Source organism: Embleya scabrispora (assembly GCF_002024165.1).
Taxonomy (GTDB): Bacteria; Actinomycetota; Actinomycetes; order Streptomycetales; family Streptomycetaceae; genus Embleya; species Embleya scabrispora_A.
The window spans coordinates 17637-35226 of sequence record NZ_MWQN01000001.1 but is presented as its reverse complement, the minus strand read 5'-3'; the positions used below and the strand labels follow the sequence as shown (position 1 = coordinate 35226).

The 17590-nt window shown below is 70.0% G+C and carries 16 protein-coding genes and 2 pseudogenes; 9 read left to right on the top strand and 9 right to left on the bottom strand.

The window, feature by feature from the left end; translation table 11 throughout:
• Positions 1-221: 221 nt before the first annotated feature.
• Together B4N89_RS00180 and B4N89_RS00175 are read right to left on the bottom strand one after the other, a co-directional pair.
• Positions 222-1232, bottom strand: coding sequence for an aldo/keto reductase (locus tag B4N89_RS00180; protein ID WP_078973838.1), 1011 nt, complete (start codon positions 1230-1232; stop codon positions 222-224).
• Between the two features lie 260 nt (positions 1233-1492).
• Entirely contained in the window at positions 1493-2233 is a 741-nt protein-coding gene (locus tag B4N89_RS00175; protein WP_078973837.1) for a helix-turn-helix transcriptional regulator, read from the bottom strand.
• A gap of 206 nt (positions 2234-2439) precedes the next feature.
• On the opposite strand from B4N89_RS00175, the pseudogene B4N89_RS53280 reads away from it, so the two are divergent.
• A pseudogene (locus tag B4N89_RS53280) lies at positions 2440-2778 on the top strand (hypothetical protein); the annotation flags it as partial.
• 309 nt (positions 2779-3087) lie between these two features.
• Positions 3088-3357 carry a hypothetical protein gene (locus tag B4N89_RS51090; protein ID WP_235618400.1) on the top strand — a complete coding sequence of 90 codons (270 nt, stop codon included), beginning with the start codon at positions 3088-3090 and terminating at the stop codon, positions 3355-3357.
• Positions 3358-3672: 315 nt separating this feature from the next.
• On the opposite strand, the gene B4N89_RS00165 is transcribed toward B4N89_RS51090, so the two are convergent.
• Positions 3673-4239 carry a hypothetical protein gene (locus B4N89_RS00165; protein WP_078973835.1) on the bottom strand — a complete coding sequence of 189 codons (567 nt, stop codon included), beginning with the start codon at positions 4237-4239 and terminating at the stop codon, positions 3673-3675.
• A 1974-nt stretch (positions 4240-6213) separates the two neighbouring features.
• On the opposite strand from B4N89_RS00165, the gene B4N89_RS49495 reads away from it, so the two are divergent.
• From B4N89_RS49495 to B4N89_RS00150, 3 genes are all read left to right on the top strand, one after another.
• Positions 6214-7131 (top strand): hypothetical protein, encoded by a 918-nt coding sequence (locus tag B4N89_RS49495; protein WP_161500572.1) that lies wholly within the window; start codon positions 6214-6216, stop codon positions 7129-7131.
• Between the two features lie 117 nt (positions 7132-7248).
• Positions 7249-8286, top strand: a complete 1038-nt coding sequence (locus B4N89_RS48830; protein WP_143657786.1) for a hypothetical protein — start codon at positions 7249-7251, stop codon at positions 8284-8286.
• Positions 8287-8744: 458 nt separating this feature from the next.
• On the top strand, positions 8745-9620 hold the full coding sequence (locus B4N89_RS00150; protein WP_078973832.1) for a S8 family serine peptidase: 876 nt from the start codon (positions 8745-8747) through the stop codon (positions 9618-9620).
• 490 nt (positions 9621-10110) lie between these two features.
• On the opposite strand, the gene B4N89_RS00140 is transcribed toward B4N89_RS00150, so the two are convergent.
• Positions 10111-10344: a hypothetical protein gene (locus B4N89_RS00140; RefSeq protein WP_414646346.1), complete on the bottom strand. Its 234-nt coding sequence runs from the start codon at positions 10342-10344 to the stop codon at positions 10111-10113.
• Between the two features lie 370 nt (positions 10345-10714).
• Between B4N89_RS00140 and B4N89_RS00130 the strand changes: the two genes are divergently transcribed.
• Positions 10715-11221, top strand: coding sequence for an NUDIX domain-containing protein (locus B4N89_RS00130; protein WP_078973829.1), 507 nt, complete (start codon positions 10715-10717; stop codon positions 11219-11221).
• Between the two features lie 191 nt (positions 11222-11412).
• Here the strand turns inward: B4N89_RS00130 and B4N89_RS00125 are convergent, their stop codons facing one another.
• The 4 genes and pseudogenes from B4N89_RS00125 to B4N89_RS00110 all read right to left on the bottom strand — a co-directional run bounded on the left by B4N89_RS00125 (position 11413) and on the right by B4N89_RS00110 (position 14698).
• Positions 11413-12012 (bottom strand): hypothetical protein, encoded by a 600-nt coding sequence (locus B4N89_RS00125; RefSeq protein WP_078973828.1) that lies wholly within the window; start codon positions 12010-12012, stop codon positions 11413-11415.
• A 208-nt stretch (positions 12013-12220) separates the two neighbouring features.
• Positions 12221-12475: pseudogene (locus tag B4N89_RS00120) on the bottom strand (BRCT domain-containing protein); the annotation flags it as partial.
• Positions 12476-12777: 302 nt separating this feature from the next.
• Positions 12778-13497 (bottom strand): hypothetical protein, encoded by a 720-nt coding sequence (locus tag B4N89_RS00115; protein WP_143657785.1) that lies wholly within the window; start codon positions 13495-13497, stop codon positions 12778-12780.
• Positions 13498-14047: 550 nt separating this feature from the next.
• Complete coding sequence (locus B4N89_RS00110; RefSeq protein WP_235618399.1) at positions 14048-14698, bottom strand: hypothetical protein; 651 nt, start codon at positions 14696-14698, stop codon at positions 14048-14050.
• Positions 14699-14870: 172 nt separating this feature from the next.
• Here B4N89_RS00110 and B4N89_RS00105 point away from each other — a divergent pair, with 172 nt between their 5' ends.
• The 3 genes from B4N89_RS00105 to B4N89_RS00095 are packed head-to-tail and all read left to right on the top strand — an operon-like array spanning position 14871 to position 16863.
• Entirely contained in the window at positions 14871-15086 is a 216-nt protein-coding gene (locus B4N89_RS00105) for a hypothetical protein (protein WP_078973826.1), read from the top strand.
• Positions 15086-16060: a hypothetical protein gene (locus tag B4N89_RS00100; RefSeq protein ID WP_078973825.1), complete on the top strand. Its 975-nt coding sequence runs from the start codon at positions 15086-15088 to the stop codon at positions 16058-16060. The genes B4N89_RS00105 and B4N89_RS00100 overlap by 1 nt, the downstream gene beginning before the upstream one ends.
• Before the next feature lie 2 nt (positions 16061-16062).
• Positions 16063-16863, top strand: coding sequence for a hypothetical protein (locus B4N89_RS00095; RefSeq protein ID WP_235618398.1), 801 nt, complete (start codon positions 16063-16065; stop codon positions 16861-16863).
• Positions 16864-16939: 76 nt separating this feature from the next.
• On the opposite strand, the gene B4N89_RS00090 is transcribed toward B4N89_RS00095, so the two are convergent.
• Positions 16940-17494, bottom strand: coding sequence for a hypothetical protein (locus tag B4N89_RS00090; protein WP_235618397.1), 555 nt, complete (start codon positions 17492-17494; stop codon positions 16940-16942).
• Between the last annotated feature and the right edge of the window lie 96 nt (positions 17495-17590).

The following is a 17590-nucleotide window of genomic DNA, read 5'->3' as shown; positions in this document are numbered from 1 at the left end:
GTTCCCGAGTCGGGGCCATATTCGAACGGCGTCCCGAGGGACGCGCAGGTCGCCGTGGGTGGCGCGCCGGCGGCCGGGCAGCCCCGGCGCCAGTCCCGACGTTCGGGGTCGATGACGCGCAGTTCGACGACGTCGGCCGACAGGGCGAGGCCGTTGCCGGTCACGAACCGCACGAAAAAGAACCGCTTCTCGACGTCGTTGTCCACACCGACGCCTTGGGCTCAGTGTGCGGCGTCCAGTTTGGTGCGCTGCTCCACGGTCAGCTCCAAGTCCACGGCCGCCAGGCTCTCCTCCAGTTGCGCCACCGAGGACGCGCCGACCAGGGGGATGACCGGTACCTCGCCGCCGATGAGCCAGGACAGCACCACCTGGTTCAAGGTTGCACCGGTTTCGTCGGCCACCTGGTGCAGCGCCGCGAGGCGGGCGGGCGTGCCCGCGTGATCGAAGCCGGCGTCCAGGGGCTTGTCCCGGCGTACGTAGGCGCCGCCCAACAGCGGGGAGTAGGCGACCAGCGCGAGACCGGGCTCGGCCCGCACGTAGCTGAGCAGATCACCGGAGACCGTGCCGATCTCCCCGTCCGGGGAGCGCCTGCCGGGCAGATCCCCCCGCCGCCGCAGGTAGCTGTGGTGGTACTGGAGAACCTCGTAGCCGGGCAGGCCCGCAGCGGCGGCCAGGTTCCGGGCCCGCTCCACACTCCACGCCCAGTGGTTGCTGGCGCCCAGCAGACCCACCGTGCCGTCTGCGACCAGTGTGCCGAAAGCCTCGACGATCTCCTCCCACGGTGCGTCGGGGAACCCGATGTGCGCATACAACAGGTCCAGCCTCTCCACGCCGAGCCGCTCGCGGCTGGCGGCCGAGGCCTCGCGGATCACCTTGGCGTTCACCCCCTCCACGCCGTCCGAGGGAACCAGCCTGCTCGTGGAGCCCGTCGGCTCGGTGGTGGCGATCGGCCGGCCGCCGAGCTTGGTGGCGATGGTGATCTCCTCGCCGACGCCGCGGCTGCGCCGCCAGCGACCGAGCAGCGCCTCGCTTTCCCCGCCTTGACTGCCGGTGTTCCAGTACGCGTAGTTGTTCGCGGTGTCGATGAACGTGCCGCCGGCCTCGACATAGCGATCGAGAATCGCGAACGACGTCTCCTCGTCGATGGTCGTGCCGAACAACATCGCGCCCAGACTGAGCACGCTCACCTCGCGCCGCGTCGCCGGGTCGGCGCCGATGGTGCGGTATTTCACGGGAGTTCCCTCTCATTCAGCCTGGCCAGTGGCCGCGCAGACAGCAGCTCCGCAACGCGTCCCGGGCGCTGACGAATCGCTCCGACGCCGATCTCCAAAGAGGTCGACCGCGCCCCGGGCCGCCCGAACCGGAGTCCTGAACAGCCCTCTGTACGCGACAGCGCATGGATCCGGTTGGAAGGCCGGAGAACGCAGCGGCTTTCATGTCGATGATCATCACGGAGCCGTACCGCGGCGTCGTAGAAGATTCTTGTGCACATTCACCGACCCGGGCCGGCCGGCCTCAGCATCGCCCGGACCGCGCTGGGTACCTGGCCCGTGTGCTGCCGGAACACGCGGGTCAGGTGGGCCTGGTCGGCGAAGCCGTACGTGGCCGCCAGCGTCCGCAGTGAGGAGTCGCCCTCGGCGAGGTCTTCGGCCACGGCGCGGACCCGTAGCTGGTTGCGGTAGTGGTTGAGGGTCTGCCCGGTGACCCGATGGAACACCCTGCTGAGGTGGAAGGGGGAGCAGCCCACCTGGCGGCCGAGTTCCTCCAGGCTCACCGTCAGCGGCCCATCGATCAGCACCGCCCGCGTGTGTTCGACCAGCCTGCGGTGCGCCAGGACAGTCGCGGCGCGCCGCCCGGTTCGTGCCGGAGTCTGCGCGGTGGGGGCTGTGGTGAGCAGGTGATGCACCCGCTCGGCGACCTCGAAGCGGTCGATCCCGGCCCGGCAGGCGCAGACCAGCCGCCGATGGGCCAAGTCGAGCGCGGCGGTAACCGGTACGACGGGATTCCGGGCCGGTGGCAGGAGGAGGTCACCGTAGGCGTCCTGACCGAGATCGAGCAGCGTGCTGACGTCGCGGGTGTGGGCCGGGTGGGCGAAGGCCACTTCATCGCCCGGGCGGAGCACAAATCCCGAGACCGGGTCGATGAACTCCTCACGGCCGTTGACCCGCGCCAAGAACCCGCCGGAGCGGACCAACAGCATCCGCGTGACCCCGGCCTCGGGCTCGGAAACCAAGATCGGCGGACGAAACGACCGCCGATCGTCACAACAGATGATCTCGACAATGTCGAGGGACGAATCCTTGGCCAGAGGACGTCTGGTTCCCGACCCGCCCCCAGGATCTCCCGACACATCGCGGCCGCCCGCCCCGGACCCTCGACCACCTCGGCGTTACCCACGAGACCACACAGCAAGGGCCCACTCAGCCGTATTCCCCCGCAGTGCACCACCTTTCACCGGTGAGGATCTCGCCTCCGCAGCCCGATGGATCGGCTAGGCGGGCCGGCGGATCTCGACGTGCGCGCGGGGTACTTCGAGGTCCCCTTCGCGTTGGCGGTAGGCGACGGCCGCGGCGAACGCCGTCCCCCACGCGCCCCGCCCGCGCCTCGGCGCCGGGGCGGCCCCGGCGCCGTCGCCGCCACCCGCAGATAGTCACCGCCGACGGCACTCTCGGGTACCCGGCCGGCGCCCCGTACGCGGCTGTGGTCGCGACGAGCTCGGTGAATACCGTGCCGCCCGCGTGGATCGCGCAGACGCGACCCGGCGGGGTACTCCCGGTCCCGTGGACGTCGCCGTGGGTGTCCTACGGCATCGCCCGCCTGACCCGCGATCACGACGGGGGGCGGTGGGCCCGTTCGTCCCGCTGGGTTCGTTCATGCCGCTGCGGGCGGCCGCGGCCGGCTACGACGAGAGCCCGCCGACCGTGGACCACGACGCGCTCGTTTGCGAGCGGGTGTCCGCTCTGGCGCCGTGGGCGGTGCAACCGGAGGAGGCCGAGGCGTCGTTCGTCGTCGGGGCGACGCTGCCCGGGTACCGTTTCCTCACCCGCCCGCGCCGAGGATCCCGCGCCGGGCGGGTGGTGTTGCACGTTGCGGGTGGTCGACGCCACCGGAGCGAATTGGGCGGACGTGGACCACGAACGCGGCGCCGACCAGGGCCCGTTCGCGGTCACTGTGCACGGCGACCGCGACGTGTGGGCCGACATCGAGGACGTCCACGCCCGTTGGACGGCCCGGGGCCGTCCGGAACCGGAGCGCTTCGGCCTGGCGGTGGAATCCGACGGCCGTCAACGTGTCTGGTTGGACTCGCCGTCCGGTCCCACCTGGTGGTCGGGCCCAGCGGTGCACGCGAGGGCGTGAGTGACCGAGGCAGCGTCCTGCGGTTTCCGGAGCAGCCTTGTTCCGCGCGGCGATCGGGCCGTGCCGACCCGGACTTCGCGAGTGGTCGCGGTCGAGCGATGTGTACGGTGAACCGGTGCGACTGCGGGTCGTCGGTGACCTCCAGACCCAGCTCGCGTGCCTGCTCGGCGGTCTGCTCGGCCGGGTAGAGGTTCGGCGCCAGGTACCAGCCGACGAACGCCAAGCCATCGCCGCCGCCACAGCTCAGAAAAACCTTCTCTGCACCAAGTCAAGCGAGTGTGGACGGTCACGCACTTCGGACGTCCACAACATTCTTCAGATGTGGGAAGTGAGGCCGGTATCAGGGTCGTGGGAGATCAGCGTCGGTAGCCCCGGGGCATACCGGACGACCTCAGCGGTCAGCAGGGCCCGTCGTCGACTGGCCGTCGCTACTTCGACAAGGAACCGCAGCACGGCGGCCACCCCGGCCCCGTCGAGGACGTCCTCGGGCCAGACGGAGAACTCGATCTCCTCCTCGTCGTAGGGCAGAGCGAAGAACCACACGGCGCCGAAGCGGGCCCGGAAGGCGAAGCTCGTCCCTTGGCCCTCCGGGTCGTCTGCCCAGGCGCGGAAGAGGTCGGCGAGGTCGGGATGCACGGGATCGAGCCGGGGGTAGGGATGCTCTACCTCGGTCTCGTCGGCCACGATACGCAGGCGTTCGAGGACCGCTATCCACTCGGCGCGGGTCGTGTCGAGGACCCGGATGTCCCTCAGGCTGCCGTCAAGGTAGAAGACCTCGCACATCCACGGCTCGGGCAGACACCGCGCGCGGGCACCGTGCTCACCGGCGTGGATATCCTCGTGTGTCAACTCGACCCGTCCCCTCACGTTTGTATCGCCCATGGCATCAAGGGACGAGGCCGCAACGGTACAGAACGACCTGCCCGGCCGTTCCAAAGGTGGGTGGTCCAATACTCCGGGTCGTGCGGCATCACCAGGTCCCGAACAGAGCCGAAAGGCAGGACCACCGACACCCTTCACACCCCTGCGATGCCGGCCCGCTGCGCCTGGAGCTCCGAGGACCCGGTTCGGCGCGTTGCGATGTCGGTTGCGTCGTGGCCGGGCATTCGCGGTTGCTTCGGCGTTGCGTTCCGGTGGTGCGGGCCGATACGGGTTCGCGGGGTTCGCGACCACGGTTTTCGCGACCGCGAGTGTGGTGTCGAGTTCGGTGCGTACCGCAGCGGGGCAGGGTGGCGATGCCGAGTGCGCAGGTGCGGACGATGGTGGCGAGTCGTCGTGTCCGGGTGGCGGCGAGGAATGTGGTGGACATGGGGTGTGCGAGGAGGTCGCGGGCGGTGTATCCGTCGGCTCGGCGGTGACGTGCCGGACGAGGTCGTGGGCGACCGTGCGGGCCGGGACGGCGTGCTGTGGGGAGAAAGCGTCGACGACGGCCAGACCGAGGCGGCAGCGGAAGACGCCCAGTCCCGGGAGACGGGGTTCGACGGCCGCCCGATAGAGCGGGAGTTCGGCGGCCGGGTCCTTCGGCCGGCAGAGCGTGGCGAGGCAGGCGGTGACGGCTTGTTCCCACGGCTCGCCGGGCACTGTGGTGCACACTGTTCGAGGGCTCCGGCCGGTCGCCGGTTGTGGCGCGGGTGAGGACCGCGATCCGGCGGCCGTCGAACATGCGCCGGCCGATGCCCTTGTGCGCGGCCAGGTGTGCCTGGGGCTTGCTCTCACTGTCCTGTGGCGCGAGTGCGCGGGCCGTGGTGGCGAGGAGGACGTCCCACAACCACCGCCGTGTCTCTCGGTGTTCGTCGGGGCCTGTATGCGTGGATCATGGATGCCAACCTCGCACGGCTGCGGCACATCGATCCGGACGCGGCCCTGATCACCGTCGACTGCCTCGACGCCCTCTGCGACCCCCGCCTGTACAAGGAACAGGGCCGATCGCATCCCGCGTACACGGCCGTCAATGACGCACAGGGGCGCCTTGACCAAGGGACTCCCTCTTCGACGGCACCCGCGACACGGACGAGGAGTCCTTTGCGGCCGAGTGCCGCTCCCGCGTCGTGGAGCATGCGCCGAACCGGAGCAGGATGTTCGCCACCGACTTCTCCCGCGCGTTCGCGACATTGCCCGGGAAATGGACGTGACCCGACGCATCGGTTCTTTCTCACGGCGGCCGCAGTTGTCGGCGGTGCCGAACCTCCTGGTTGAACCTGTGGACATTCGGCGCCGCCCGGCACGGGTTCGCCGGAACAAGTGCGCTTCGCCGAACGACTCGTTGGGGGCGATGGCGGCGCTGTTCTTCTCCTCGCGTCGGGTCAGGCACTGGAACAACGCCTCCGGGCCCTGCGGTCCAGCGCCGCGCAGCCGAGTTCACACGTACATACGGAGGAGATCGACATGCCCGCGCGTCCCCCGTCCGACTGCGGTGGGCACACGGGGAACGTCGAACGAAACCGGGCCGACGACGTCGCGACGACGGACGAGTCCCGCTCGCCGGTCGCGCGTCGGGCCGAACGACCCGACGGCCGGCTCTCCACGCCCGCGCAGCGGCCGCGGGGTCAGTGGCGCGCGGTGACGGGGGTTCCGGTTCGTATGGCGTGGACGGTCGCGATGTCCGCGTTCTCGGCGTCGACGGTGACGAGGTGGCGCCCGTCGGCCCAGGTGCACGACGCACGGGCACCTGGCGGTGCGAGGCCCGCCACGCGCGGGGCCGAGTGGGCGAGGAATGACACCCGCTGCGACCGCCGTTCGCGGACTCAAGCAGGCGCACGTCGCCGGATTCGATCGCCTCGTCCCCCATGGACACGGGCTGGGATGTCGGATCTGGCCGGTGGAAGCCTGTCGGTGCGTGGTGCCACCATCCCTGCTGTGATTGATCGCCTGGATGACGTGGACTGGTCCGGACTGTTCCACGCTCTGGGGCCCGCCACCGATACGCCGCAGCACCTGGCGGCACTCCTCCGCGACGACGCGGGGGCATTCGTCGCCGGCTACTCACACCTTTGGTCGACGACGCTTCGCCGCCAAGGGAAGGCCTGGCCCGCCACGGCTCCGACCGCGTTGATCGTCGCCGAACTCCTGGACGATCTGCGGCTCGGGCGTGACGACCCCTCGATGCCGGACGCGATGCTCGCCTACCTGTACGCGGTCGGCACAGCCGCCGATCTCGGCACCACCCGAGCCGCGGAGATCCGCACCCGCGTCGAGGACCGCGCATCGCAGATGCGGGAGTGGACCGGCGACTACCTGGCAGCCGATGACGACACCCGGGGCCGGATGTGGCAGGACGGCACGAGTCTGGGCGAACTCGTTCTCGACCAGGCGGTGCTCGCCTGTTTCGACCTGGCTCCCTCGCTGCTCCAGCGGGCACTGCCGCACCTTTCGTCGGCACACGGCAGCCGCAGATCGTGCGCAGCCGCAGCCATCGGGACACTCGCCCGACACCCCTCGGCATCGACGCAACGCCCGGCACTGCTGGACCAGTTGACGTCGACGGCCGGCGCCGCCGACTCCGCGCACCACATCGCGACGATTCTGATCGCCATCGGCCACCTCGGCGGTGACACACGCCCCTGGCTGACAGATCCGAACATCGGAGTCAGAACCTGCGCAGCGCTGGCGCCCGACCTTGTCGGCGACGACGCAGCGGACCGGCTGCTGCTGGAAGCGGCCCGATCGCCGAGCGAGTTCAGCGACTCCTTCGGCGACATGGCTCCACCACTGCAACTCCAGGTCGAGCCGAACCCACTCACGTCCGCGCTGCTCCGACGGGTCGACAACGCCTGAGCGCAAAAGCGCGTCGGCGGTCGGGACGGCGCGGTGACGACGGTGCACACGCTCGTCCGGGCGGGCGCGCAGCCGTTGGGTCGCGAGAGCACACCGTTCGGCACGGGACGCTGAGTCGTGTCCTTCTCCGTCGACAGTGTCGACGTGGACGTGAGCGTGCCGGAGGCGGACGCGTTCGCCGGCACCGCGAGGTTGCGCGCCCGGGTTCCGGCGGGGATGAGCGACGACGAGCGGATCGTCTGCATCCGGGTGAAGCACCTGCTCCCGGCGTACAGGACCGTGCACGGGGCGCGGCGCGCAAACTCCCCCTTACCAGCGTTTCTGCCCCGAGTTGCTGCCGCCCGCTACGACGTGGTGCCCGGTTCATGTCCCGCAGGGGTCGGCCGCGTTGATCGACGCCCGTCCGCGACTCGCGTCCCATCGGCCGTGTTCGTGGGCCAAGAGCTCGGGGTCGAGGGCGGCGTGTGCGGCGGCAGTGGTGCGGTCGTCGACGGCGGCGTGTATGTATCGGTTCCCGTTGAGGTATCCGCTTGTACGAACTTCCGGAACGGAAGCGGAAGTTCCCGTCGCGCGGGAAACTGCGGATGGCAAGGTCCCCTAGCATCGCTTCATGGTGAACATGGAATTGTCGGCGCCGGCGCCGGTGCGGTGCAGCTGACGGGCTATCTGCTTCTCGCACTCATCGCTGCCTGCATCTCCCTCATTCTTGCCGTCACGGGACTTTCCGCTCTTATCCGTCATACCGCCGGAAGACCCGGAAGGCGAGATGTGCTCTTCGGTGCCGCCTCCGTCATAGGCGCCGTCGCAGCGGTGTTCTTCACCTTGGGCTTCCTGGCGGTCGGATTCGCGATCCTGGATTCCACCGACGGCGGCACGAACTCCAGCCCGCCCCGGGCCTGCATCAACGCGGGCGGAGCGGACAAGTCGATGCATGTCAACGGCATCGAAGGAAGCATCCTGCCGTTCGACCTCACATGCACCACCCCGGACGGAAGCGGCTTCCGCGCAGACGAAATCCCCAGGTATGTGACCTTCGGTGCCTACGGTCCCGGGCTCACTGCAGTGACGATGTTCATCCTCGCGGCCGCCCGCCGGAAGGCACCTGCCCCGAGGCGGCTCCGCCAGGGCGCCCCCGTAAGCAGTTCGAGAACGTAGGGACGATCTGCAGCAACCATCCGCCTCCTCGTGATCGCCCCGGTCGCGATCTTCACGCGGCATGAGGAGCGTCGGCACAACGGGAACGATCCTTGATCGAGCCGGGCCAAGCTCCTCGTCGTCAGGGTGATGGCGGCCCACGTGATCGAAGCCGTGCTGTGCTGAGGCAGCCTCTCCCTCCTTGCCCACCGTTGCGGCGGCCTTGACCGACTGCGAGCCGGTGATCGTTCGAAGCGGTCCGCGGAGCGGGCGAGTTGCCCCCGCTCGTGGACGGCGAGACCGCGGTGGTCGCACGCTATGGTCCCGGCGAATTCGGCGGCCGTGAAGCCATGGTCGCCAGGATGTGCGCGGGGCGGGGTTGCACAGGTGATCGACGACCTCGTCGAGTTCACCGACGACGGCCTTGCGCCGCAGACCGCCGCCGTATGGCCTGACAGTAGGTCGGACCCGAAGACGAGGTGTGGACCATCTCACGCGGCGCGGGAGTGACCGTGGCCGTCATCGACACGGGCGTCGACGGAGGCCATCCGGATCTGCGGGGGCGGGTCCTGCCGGGAATCGACGTCGTGACCGGCTTCAGGACCGGCCGTGTCGACACCGGCCAGAGCGACGTCGACGGCCACGTAACGTCCGTGTCCAGCGTCATCGCCGGCACCGGCGCCGGGCACGGCTCGACACCCGGCGTGATCGGCATCGCTCCGGACGCCCGGATCCTGCCGATCAAGGCGCACGACAGGGACAACCCGTTCGGGTCGCACGCGATCGAACCCACCGCGATTCGCGCCGCGGCGGACTCCGAGGCGAAAATCAACAACATCTCCCTCTCGGGAACGCCGTGGCGCCAGGAAGAGGAAGCCGTCCGATACGCCCTGGGAAAAGGCAGGTTGATCGTGGCCTCCAGAGGAAACGAGGTCTTGGCCAACACCGCCGTCGGATATTCGGCCGCTTATCCGGGGGTACTCGCGGTCGCGGGTGTCAAGAGCACGAAGGACGGAACCACCCGCGCGGAACTGTGGGACCGGGCGACCCGCGGACCCCAGGTGTCCCTGGCCGCGCCGGTGGAAGCCATTCCTGTTGCGTGCCTGCCCACGCAGCACGCGTCGCGCTGCTGCGTCACGAACGGCACGTCGTTCTCCTCGCCGATCGTGGCGGGTACCGCCGCCCTGGTCTGGTCGAAGCATCCCGACTGGACCGACAACCAGGCGATCCGGCGTCTTGTGGACACGGCGGTGCAACTGCCGGACAGCACCACTCCGAACGACTTCGTCGGATACGGCGTCGTGCGGCCGCGTCAGGCGCTGCAGTCCACCGCCGATCCCGGTCCCCCGACGTGAACTCCTTCATCGGCCACACCGCGAAGAGCACACCGTCCACCCCTCCGCCGGATCCCTCGACACCGCCGGCTCCCTTCGCGCCGCCCGCACCCGTTCGCGTGGCGCTCGACGAACCGGACAACACCGTTTCCCCGATCGTATTGATCGGCGTATCGGCCGTGATCCTCGCGGGTTCGGTCTGGGGCGCCCTCCGACTCCGGCGAGGGCGACCTCGCTGACGTGCCCACCCGGGTCCACGACGACCGCCCACGTCGTCCGCGTTCAGGTGCTCCTCATGCCCGACCGTGACACCATGGCCCCGTGACGGATGAGGGGAGGCACCTGCCGCGGGCGGGGACGAGGACGAGCCCAGGACGGCGGTGGACCGCGGACAGATCCGCGACCAGTTCCGCAAGTGCGTGAGGCGCGGGATGGGCCGGTCCCGTCGCCGCACCCAGCCGCATCTGAGCGGCTGCCGAAAAGGCCGCCTGAGTCGGGCCCGAAGCGTGGGTCAGATGGCTGCGGACTCGGCACGGTAGGCGTCCAGTAGTTGAAAGAACGCCTCGACTGACGATTCACCTTCCTGGGCCAGTTGCTCAACAGCAGCAACCCACCCGCCGGAAAGCGATGTGCCATAGTTCCAGCTCAACCAGTTCGTGAACGGACCGGCTATGCCAAGTTCGAAGCCCTCGTCCAAGCCATGCACCGTCAGCGCGGCCGAGTAGCCGCCGATCCATTGCATCAAGTCCGGCAATGACCTTCAGGACCGACAAGCGGGCTGTCGCCTACAACGACATGCATCGAGATCCGGGCCAAGTTCAGAGAAGCCTGCTCGACCTGCCCTGTCTTCCTCACCGGACCCGAGTTCCTGCCCCAACTCCGCGACCAACGAACCCGAACCCAGACACTGATCGACAACGCCACCGGCTGCGGCCACGCCCGCGTCGCCGAGATGAACCAGCAGGTCGCCGACAACCCCAAGCGCAGGATCAGCGAGCTGGAGGACGGCCAGAACCAACGCGAGGAGACCGCCAATGCGGACTGACAACACACGCTCGTCGCAACCCGCCGTGCCGCCTCACCCCGGCGGCGGCACGGCACTACCGTCCCCGGGCATGACCCACCTTCCTCCCGCCGAGTACTACGGCACGCTGCCCAAGCACATCGGCGGCGCCGGAGCGATCCTCCACGACCCCCACGGCCGGATCCTCCTGGTCGAACCCGCCTACGGCGACGGCCACTGGGAGATCCCCGGCGGCGCCATGGACGAGGGCGAATACCCCTGGGACACCGCCCGCCGCGAAGTCAAAGAGGAACTCGGACTCGACCTGCTACCCGGCCGACTCCTCGTCGTCGACCGGGTCCCCCCACAGCCCGACGGCCGCCCCGCGCTCGCGAACCACCTGTTCGACGGCGGCACCCTCACCCGCGCCGACGCCGAACGACACCTGCACCTCGCCGACGACGAGCTTTCCTCCTGGCACCTGGCCGAACCGGCCGAGTGGGACCGGCTGATGGCCCCCCACATGGCCCGCCGCCTCCACGCCTGCGCCCACGCCCTCGCCACCGGCACCACCGCCTACCTCCACCACGGCAACACCCCCACACCCGACGACCGCTGACCCGGACAACCTTCCGGGTCGGCGCACCCGACCCGGAAGGACCCCCGTGCACCCCGCCATCCCCATCGCCGACACCCACCCCACCTTCACGGAGACGACATCACAGACACCCCCTACGTACGCGCGAGGTAGTAGGACCGCGCCGGCGTCGCCGGGAGTACGACACTCCGGTCGTCCGGTCCGCGGCGTCGTCACCGGTGTCCCACCGCCGGCACGTTCCGCCCGGCGGCGGGTCGGATCCAATCCCAGGCGTCGTTCGGAATGCTGTCCCACACGCTGAGGGCCCGCGCGTTGGGTCGGCCGAACAGCGCGCAGGAGACGAGGGTGTCACCGCCTCGTTGGGCGTCCGGGAAGAATCCCAGGTCCGTCGAGCCGACGTCCCCGCTCGGCATGAACTGGATGAGCATGTTCCGCTGTTCGAGGTACGCAACAAGTTCGCTCGCCACGTCGGAGGGTGGGCGGCCGATGAGCCGGATTCCGTCCATCACCACCTGGGGACCACTGCGGGCACCGACGACGACGCATGCCAGACCGATCGTGTCCACGAAGTACGCGAGGACGTCGTAGGAAGGTGCCCAGGGGTCGGTCCTGTGCCTGCGGAAGGTGCCCCGCTGTTGCCCGTGGGGACCGCGCCGGTCGATCGCCTCGAACTCGGCGACGAAACCCGCCTCCCGCATCACCACCCCCGCGCCCTCGCGGGTCATACCGAAACGCAGCGGCCCGACCCGCTCGAACGGCACGTAGTCCCAGTGCGCGCGCTCGCCCTCGGCGATCACGGCCCACTGCTCCATCCACCACACGTCAACCTCCCCGGAACATCGTCGTGCACACCCGGCGTACCACCCCACCGGCCCCGACAACGCGCAACCGCCGTCCGGTGCCCGGAAACCCTGTCGATCCCGACGCCGGCCCGAGGATCGCGTGCCGGCGATGTGACAGCCACCCCGGGCAACCATCGCGGCGAAGACGGACCTCACACGGCCGGCCGAGCCCGACTCGTCAACGACCCTCCAGGAGCGGCGCCACCAGCGTCGTGAACTCCTCCGGGGTCACGATGCGGATGCCCAAGCCTTCGGCCTTGGCTCGTTTGGATCCGGCCTTGTCGCCGGCCACGACAAGGGTCGTCTTGGCGGAGACGCTCGAGGCGGCGCCCCCGCCGGCGCGTTCGACGAGTTCGTTCATCTCGTTGCGGGAGAGCGCGGCCAGGGGCCCGACCATGGCGCCCGTGACGACCACTGCTTGGCCTGCCAACGGCAACTGAGACGGACATGTCCACGCCCGACTCGATCACCACGGGGACCCGTCCTGGCCCGGCCGCTCCCGGGCGACACCAACGGTCGACTCGACCTGACCCGGTGCCGAGGCATGATGCCCTCCGAGGTCCTCTCCCTCTGCCGCTGCCCATGGGCACAGCGCATCCCTCGCCGTCGACCGCGGCTTGGCTGCCTGAGCCTGGTGATCTGCGGCGGACCACGGGATGCGCCCCGTCGAGATGGTCACCGAGTTCGGTTGTGCACATGCCCGCGCGGGCGGGCGCGAGGAGAGGCCGTCGTGGGTCACAGGCAGCTCCACGGGCGGTTGCCGCCTGCGCAGGTCGCGGATGGTTGGGGGAACATCGGGGTGTGGGGCGGGGTGGGTTTCGGCCTGGTGCGTTCGGTCCGGTAGTGGATCGTCACGGATGCGCGGACGACGAACGGGTGCTCGGTGTAGGCGTGTTGCCAACGCACGGGTTCGGCGTACGGGCTGCTCCAACTCCCTCCGAGCGGGCTATATTGCTCGCCCGCGCCCGGTGGGGGCGTCGGGTCCGGGGGGCGCAGGTCCGGAACCGGTTGTGGTCTCGCCCAGGTTGCCGTGTCCGGTGTCGACCCGAGCCTTCGCGCCTCGCGCTCGAACTCGGCCGTCGACGTCGTGGGATCGTCCGCACCGTAGAAGTACACGACCGTGGAGGTGCAGATCACGCCCATCATGCCCGCCTGCGGCTTCGTCCGGGGCGCGGTGTCGCGCCAACACCGGTCGAAGACGAAGCGCTCGAACTCCGCATTCGTCGGCCGGCCGAACACCCGGAAAGGCACCTCCACATCGTCCCGGGCACGCCGTTCCTCCGCGCGATGCCTCTCGTGTGCCTCCCCTTCCCTTTCGTCCGCAGCGAACTGCCGGTGGCACGCGTACAGTCCGCCGAGGACGGTCACGAAGGCCAGGGTGATCACGGCCAGGACGAACCGGCCGAGCCACAACAGGCAACCACCCATCGGCCGCGTATCGGGACGCGAAGACATGCCCCCATCGTGGCCCGCAACCGCGCCCGCATCGGCGGTCGTTGCGCACTCGCAACCCGCCCCGCCACGCCGCTTGGTGCGCCACGACGCGGCAAGCCTTCGCTCCGGCACGACCCCGCCCCGGCACGTGACGCCCGGCCGGGCCCGGTGGGCACGGTCGAGGCCGTTACCGACGACAACTCGATTGCAGGCCGCCGGCTTTGGTACAGAGCCGATCAGCGAGACCCGCCGCCTCGGCGCTCTCGGTATCGAGCCGGCCGCCACTCCGGTGTCCGCCGTACACCGTGCTGTTCGTCTCCCGTGCCGGATCCGGCGCCACGACCCTCTGTCGGACCCGTCTGGACGCCCACGGGGCGCGTCCGTCCCCGCGATCACCGGCGACCTGCGCGTCCACGTGGTCGCCGCGCAATGACACCGGCCCCACCTGGTTCGCCGGGCCGGCGGGCCGTTCGTGGTGACACGGGGTGGTCGGGGCGGTACGGATCCCGCGCTCCGGTGTCCGGCTCTCGACGGGTTGTCCCGTAACTGTCGGGGCCTGTGGGAATCGGGCTCAGGCTCGCTCGCGGTCCGCTGTCGCTGCCCAGTGGCGGACGTGTGGATCGGGGTGGGCCCGGGCGGATGCGAGTGTGTGTTCGCATAGTTCGTGCAGAGATGGCGGGTACGCCGTGGGGGACGTGGGCAGATTCACCAGGACACGGTGGCGCATCTGCAGGTCGGTGGCGTTCGCGAACACGCGCATGGATGCCTCGAGCCACGCGGTCCGGGCCTGCTGTGACTCGTCCAGGGCGGGATCGCGCACCCCGCCGGGTCCGTAGGCCGGAGACCGATCCGCACGCAAAGGAACATGGGCCATGTACCAGGCCCGCACGGCACCCGCACGCTCGGCATCCGTGCCGACCCGCAGGTACTCGACCAGTGCCGCCATCACGCGGCGGCGCCCGAACGCGTAGACGGCCGGCTCGACGAACCAGCGGCAGAAACTGGGATCCGGGTCGTGGACAGCCGCCGCCATTAGCGGAGCGAACAATTCGTCCGGCAGACTTGCGCGTTCGAGCAGGGGCCGGCGCACCGCGAGGGCGAGGCGACGGACCTGATCGTTCGACTTCGTGGCGACGTCTACGACGCCCAGCAGCCGAGCCACCTCCGACACGCATGCCGAGAAGGAACGCGGTTCTGCGCCACTGTGCTCGTCTTCGACCATGACCGCATTGTGCAGGTGAATCACCCTGCGTCGACGCCGTGTGCACGACACGCACACCGATTGCACGATCCGCACACACCCTTCCCACGCCAGGGACGACGCGCTCTCCTGGAAACGCACAGCAGTTCACACCACCCGCCAAGGCGACCCGACACCTGAAAGGGCTTCCCCCATGGCCACACCGCTGCTCCTGACCCGCCGCCTCGCGGCCCCCGCACCGACCCGCGATGCGTCCCCGCTTCCCGACCACCACTATGACCCGCTGGTCGGCGCGAACGTGGTCGCGGACGGTCGCCTGCTGGTGAAGGCGGTCGATCCCGCGACGGTGGCGAACTACACCAGCACCCAGGACCAGGGCGGCGTGCGCCGCAAGGACGACCCCAAGTAATGCGCCTTCGCGAAGCCCGCGTGATCGTCGTCGCGGCCGAGAGCGATTTCACCGCCGACCTGGTGGTGAGTCGCCTCGACCGCGACGCGTTCGTCCGCATGGACCCCGGCCGCCTCCACGAAAGCCTCACCGTCGGCGGCCGGTTCGCCGCCGGTGCCTGGACCACCGTCGTCGACGACGTTTGGCGCACCGCGAGGATCGGCCCCGGATGCGCGGTGTACTGGCGCAAACCCACCCATCCCGACACACACCCCGACCCGGACGACCGATGGCGCGCCGAGGAGAACACCATCGCCCTCCTGGGACTGCTGCGCGCCCAACCGGTGCTGTGGGTCAACGATCCGGTCGTGGTGGACGCCGCCGAGCACAAACCCGCCCAACTCGCGTCCGCCGCCAGTCACGGCATGCGCGTACCCGACACGCTGTTCACGAGCGACCCGGCCCGAGCCCGCGCGTTCGTGACCGACCACCACGACAAGGTCGTGGTCAAGGCCCTGACCCAACGCCACACAACCTTCGTCCCCACCACCCGCCTGCGCGCGTCCGACGACCTCGACGCCATTGCCGGCACCCTCCACTACCTCCAAGCCCTCGTCGAGAACCGCCTCTTCGATGCCCGGGTGACCGTGGTCGGCGACCGCGTTTTCGCCGCCTCCATCACCACCCCCGGCGCCCTCGACTGGCGCACCGTCCTCGCCGCGGACTGCCGGCACGCCCCGATCACTCCACCCGCCGACGTCGAACGCGCCTGCCGGGAGCACGTACGCGACCTGGGCCTGCGCTACGCCGCGTTGGACTTCGTCGTCACCGCCGACGGCTGGACCTACCTGGAGACCAACTGCGCGGGCGAATTCGGCTGGATCGAAGCCCTGGCCGGCCTGCCGATCTCCACCGAGATCGCCCGACTCCTCACCCACCACACCCGCACGACCGCCACCCGACACCGCGTGGTGCCCATTCGCGCGAGGATGTGACGATGGACCCGCTGCTCGCCGCCGCTGTCGCCGCCCTCGATGTCACCGACGAGCCCCGCGCCCTGACCACACACCACACCCACGCCTGGCGCGCCGGCCGCTGGAAGATCAAGTCCACGGCCGACCCCGCGGCTGCGGTCCTGCTCCTGCACGAGGCCCGCGCGGTGCGGCTGCTGCACGCGCAGGGCCTGCATCCCGCGCACGCCGAACACGGGCGCGTCGGCGACGGGATCTGGACTGCGGTGGAGTTCCTACCCGGCGTCGACCTGTGGCAGTGGTGCGCCCCGGGCCGAGCCCCCGACCCGCCACCCGACTTCGCACCCCGCCTGCTCACCGTCGCCCACCGCGCGTTCACGGCGTTGGAACACCTGAACGGCGCCGGATGGCGCCATGGTGACCTCCAACCCTGGAACATCCTGATCGGCCCCACCGACGAGCCCGTGTTCGTCGACCACGAATACACCCATCACCCCGACCTGTTGCCACCGGCGGCCCCGTACCGCGGTGGCATGGACCACGCCACCACACCCGGCGTCGCCCAACGACTCCTGCACAGCGCACCCGACACCCACATCCGACTCACCCCCGCCGACGAACGCCACGCCCTCGCCGCCGCCCTGCGCTGGGCCTGGACCGGAACCACCCCCCAGACCACCCGGGACGTCGGGCCGGGCGTCACCCTCGACGACCTCCTCGAGGACATCGCCACCGGCCGACACCACGTTTCCCTCGCCCAGGCCCGCCCGTGGCCGGCCCCGGAACTCGAAGCCCTCATCGCACACGCCACCAGTGCACCCGACTGACTTCGGGTACCAGGGCGTGGGAGAGGGCGCGTCGGACCGGAGATGCCGATCCCTTCGCCCGGAATCGGGCGTGTGCTCAGGAGAACCTGCGCCATTCGTCGTCGGGGATGCGGCCCTCGGATGCGTCCGAGCATCGGGGTGCCCAGTCCCGGGCGACGAGGACCGGCCGGGTCGGGACGCGGTCCCCGGCGCGTTGGACGCGCATCACGACACCGATGTCGGGCGCGCACGGGTTCGCCTCCAGGGAGAACGCCGGTTCGATGGAGTGTGCGGTGAGATGGTCGATCAACGCGTCCTCCAGGAGGGACGGCACCCGGCCCACCAGCGGGATCCCGTCCAGGTCCACCTGCGGACCCATCCGCGCGTCGATCGCGATCGCGGCCAGCCCGATCGCCCGGTCGTAGTACAGGTGCACCCCCGCCCCCGCGCCGTAGTGGACGGGCCACATGTCGGCCTGTGACACCCACCCGGTGCCGTCCCCCTGCGAAACGATGGTCTTCAGGACCCCGTCGACCGCGGCCGCCGCCCGCTCGTGGGTCATGCCGAACCTCAACGGGCCCACGTGCTCGAACGGTGTGAACGACCACACCTCGCGCCGCGACTCCTCGACCACGTCCCACACACCCGCCACCCCGAAACCCCCGACCGCTCACGGATTCCCGGCCCGCGCTGCGGTCGACGCCGTGGCAACCATCCGTGCGACGGCATCGTTCGCCGTGCCGGGCCG

Excerpts from the sequence above, each read along its gene's own strand:
- B4N89_RS00165 (WP_078973835.1), bottom strand. The coding sequence starts at position 4,239 with ATGGGCGATACAAACGTGAGGGGACGGGTCGAGTTGACACACGAGGAT.
- B4N89_RS00130 (WP_078973829.1), top strand. The coding sequence starts at position 10,715 with ATGACCCACCTTCCTCCCGCCGAGTACTACGGCACGCTGCCCAAGCAC.
- B4N89_RS00125 (WP_078973828.1), bottom strand. The coding sequence starts at position 12,012 with ATGGAGCAGTGGGCCGTGATCGCCGAGGGCGAGCGCGCGCACTGGGAC.
- B4N89_RS00115 (WP_143657785.1), bottom strand. The coding sequence starts at position 13,497 with ATGTCTTCGCGTCCCGATACGCGGCCGATGGGTGGTTGCCTGTTGTGG.
- B4N89_RS00110 (WP_235618399.1), bottom strand. The coding sequence starts at position 14,698 with ATGGTCGAAGACGAGCACAGTGGCGCAGAACCGCGTTCCTTCTCGGCA.
- B4N89_RS00105 (WP_078973826.1), top strand. The coding sequence starts at position 14,871 with ATGGCCACACCGCTGCTCCTGACCCGCCGCCTCGCGGCCCCCGCACCG.
- B4N89_RS00100 (WP_078973825.1), top strand. The coding sequence starts at position 15,086 with ATGCGCCTTCGCGAAGCCCGCGTGATCGTCGTCGCGGCCGAGAGCGAT.
- B4N89_RS00095 (WP_235618398.1), top strand. The coding sequence starts at position 16,063 with ATGGACCCGCTGCTCGCCGCCGCTGTCGCCGCCCTCGATGTCACCGAC.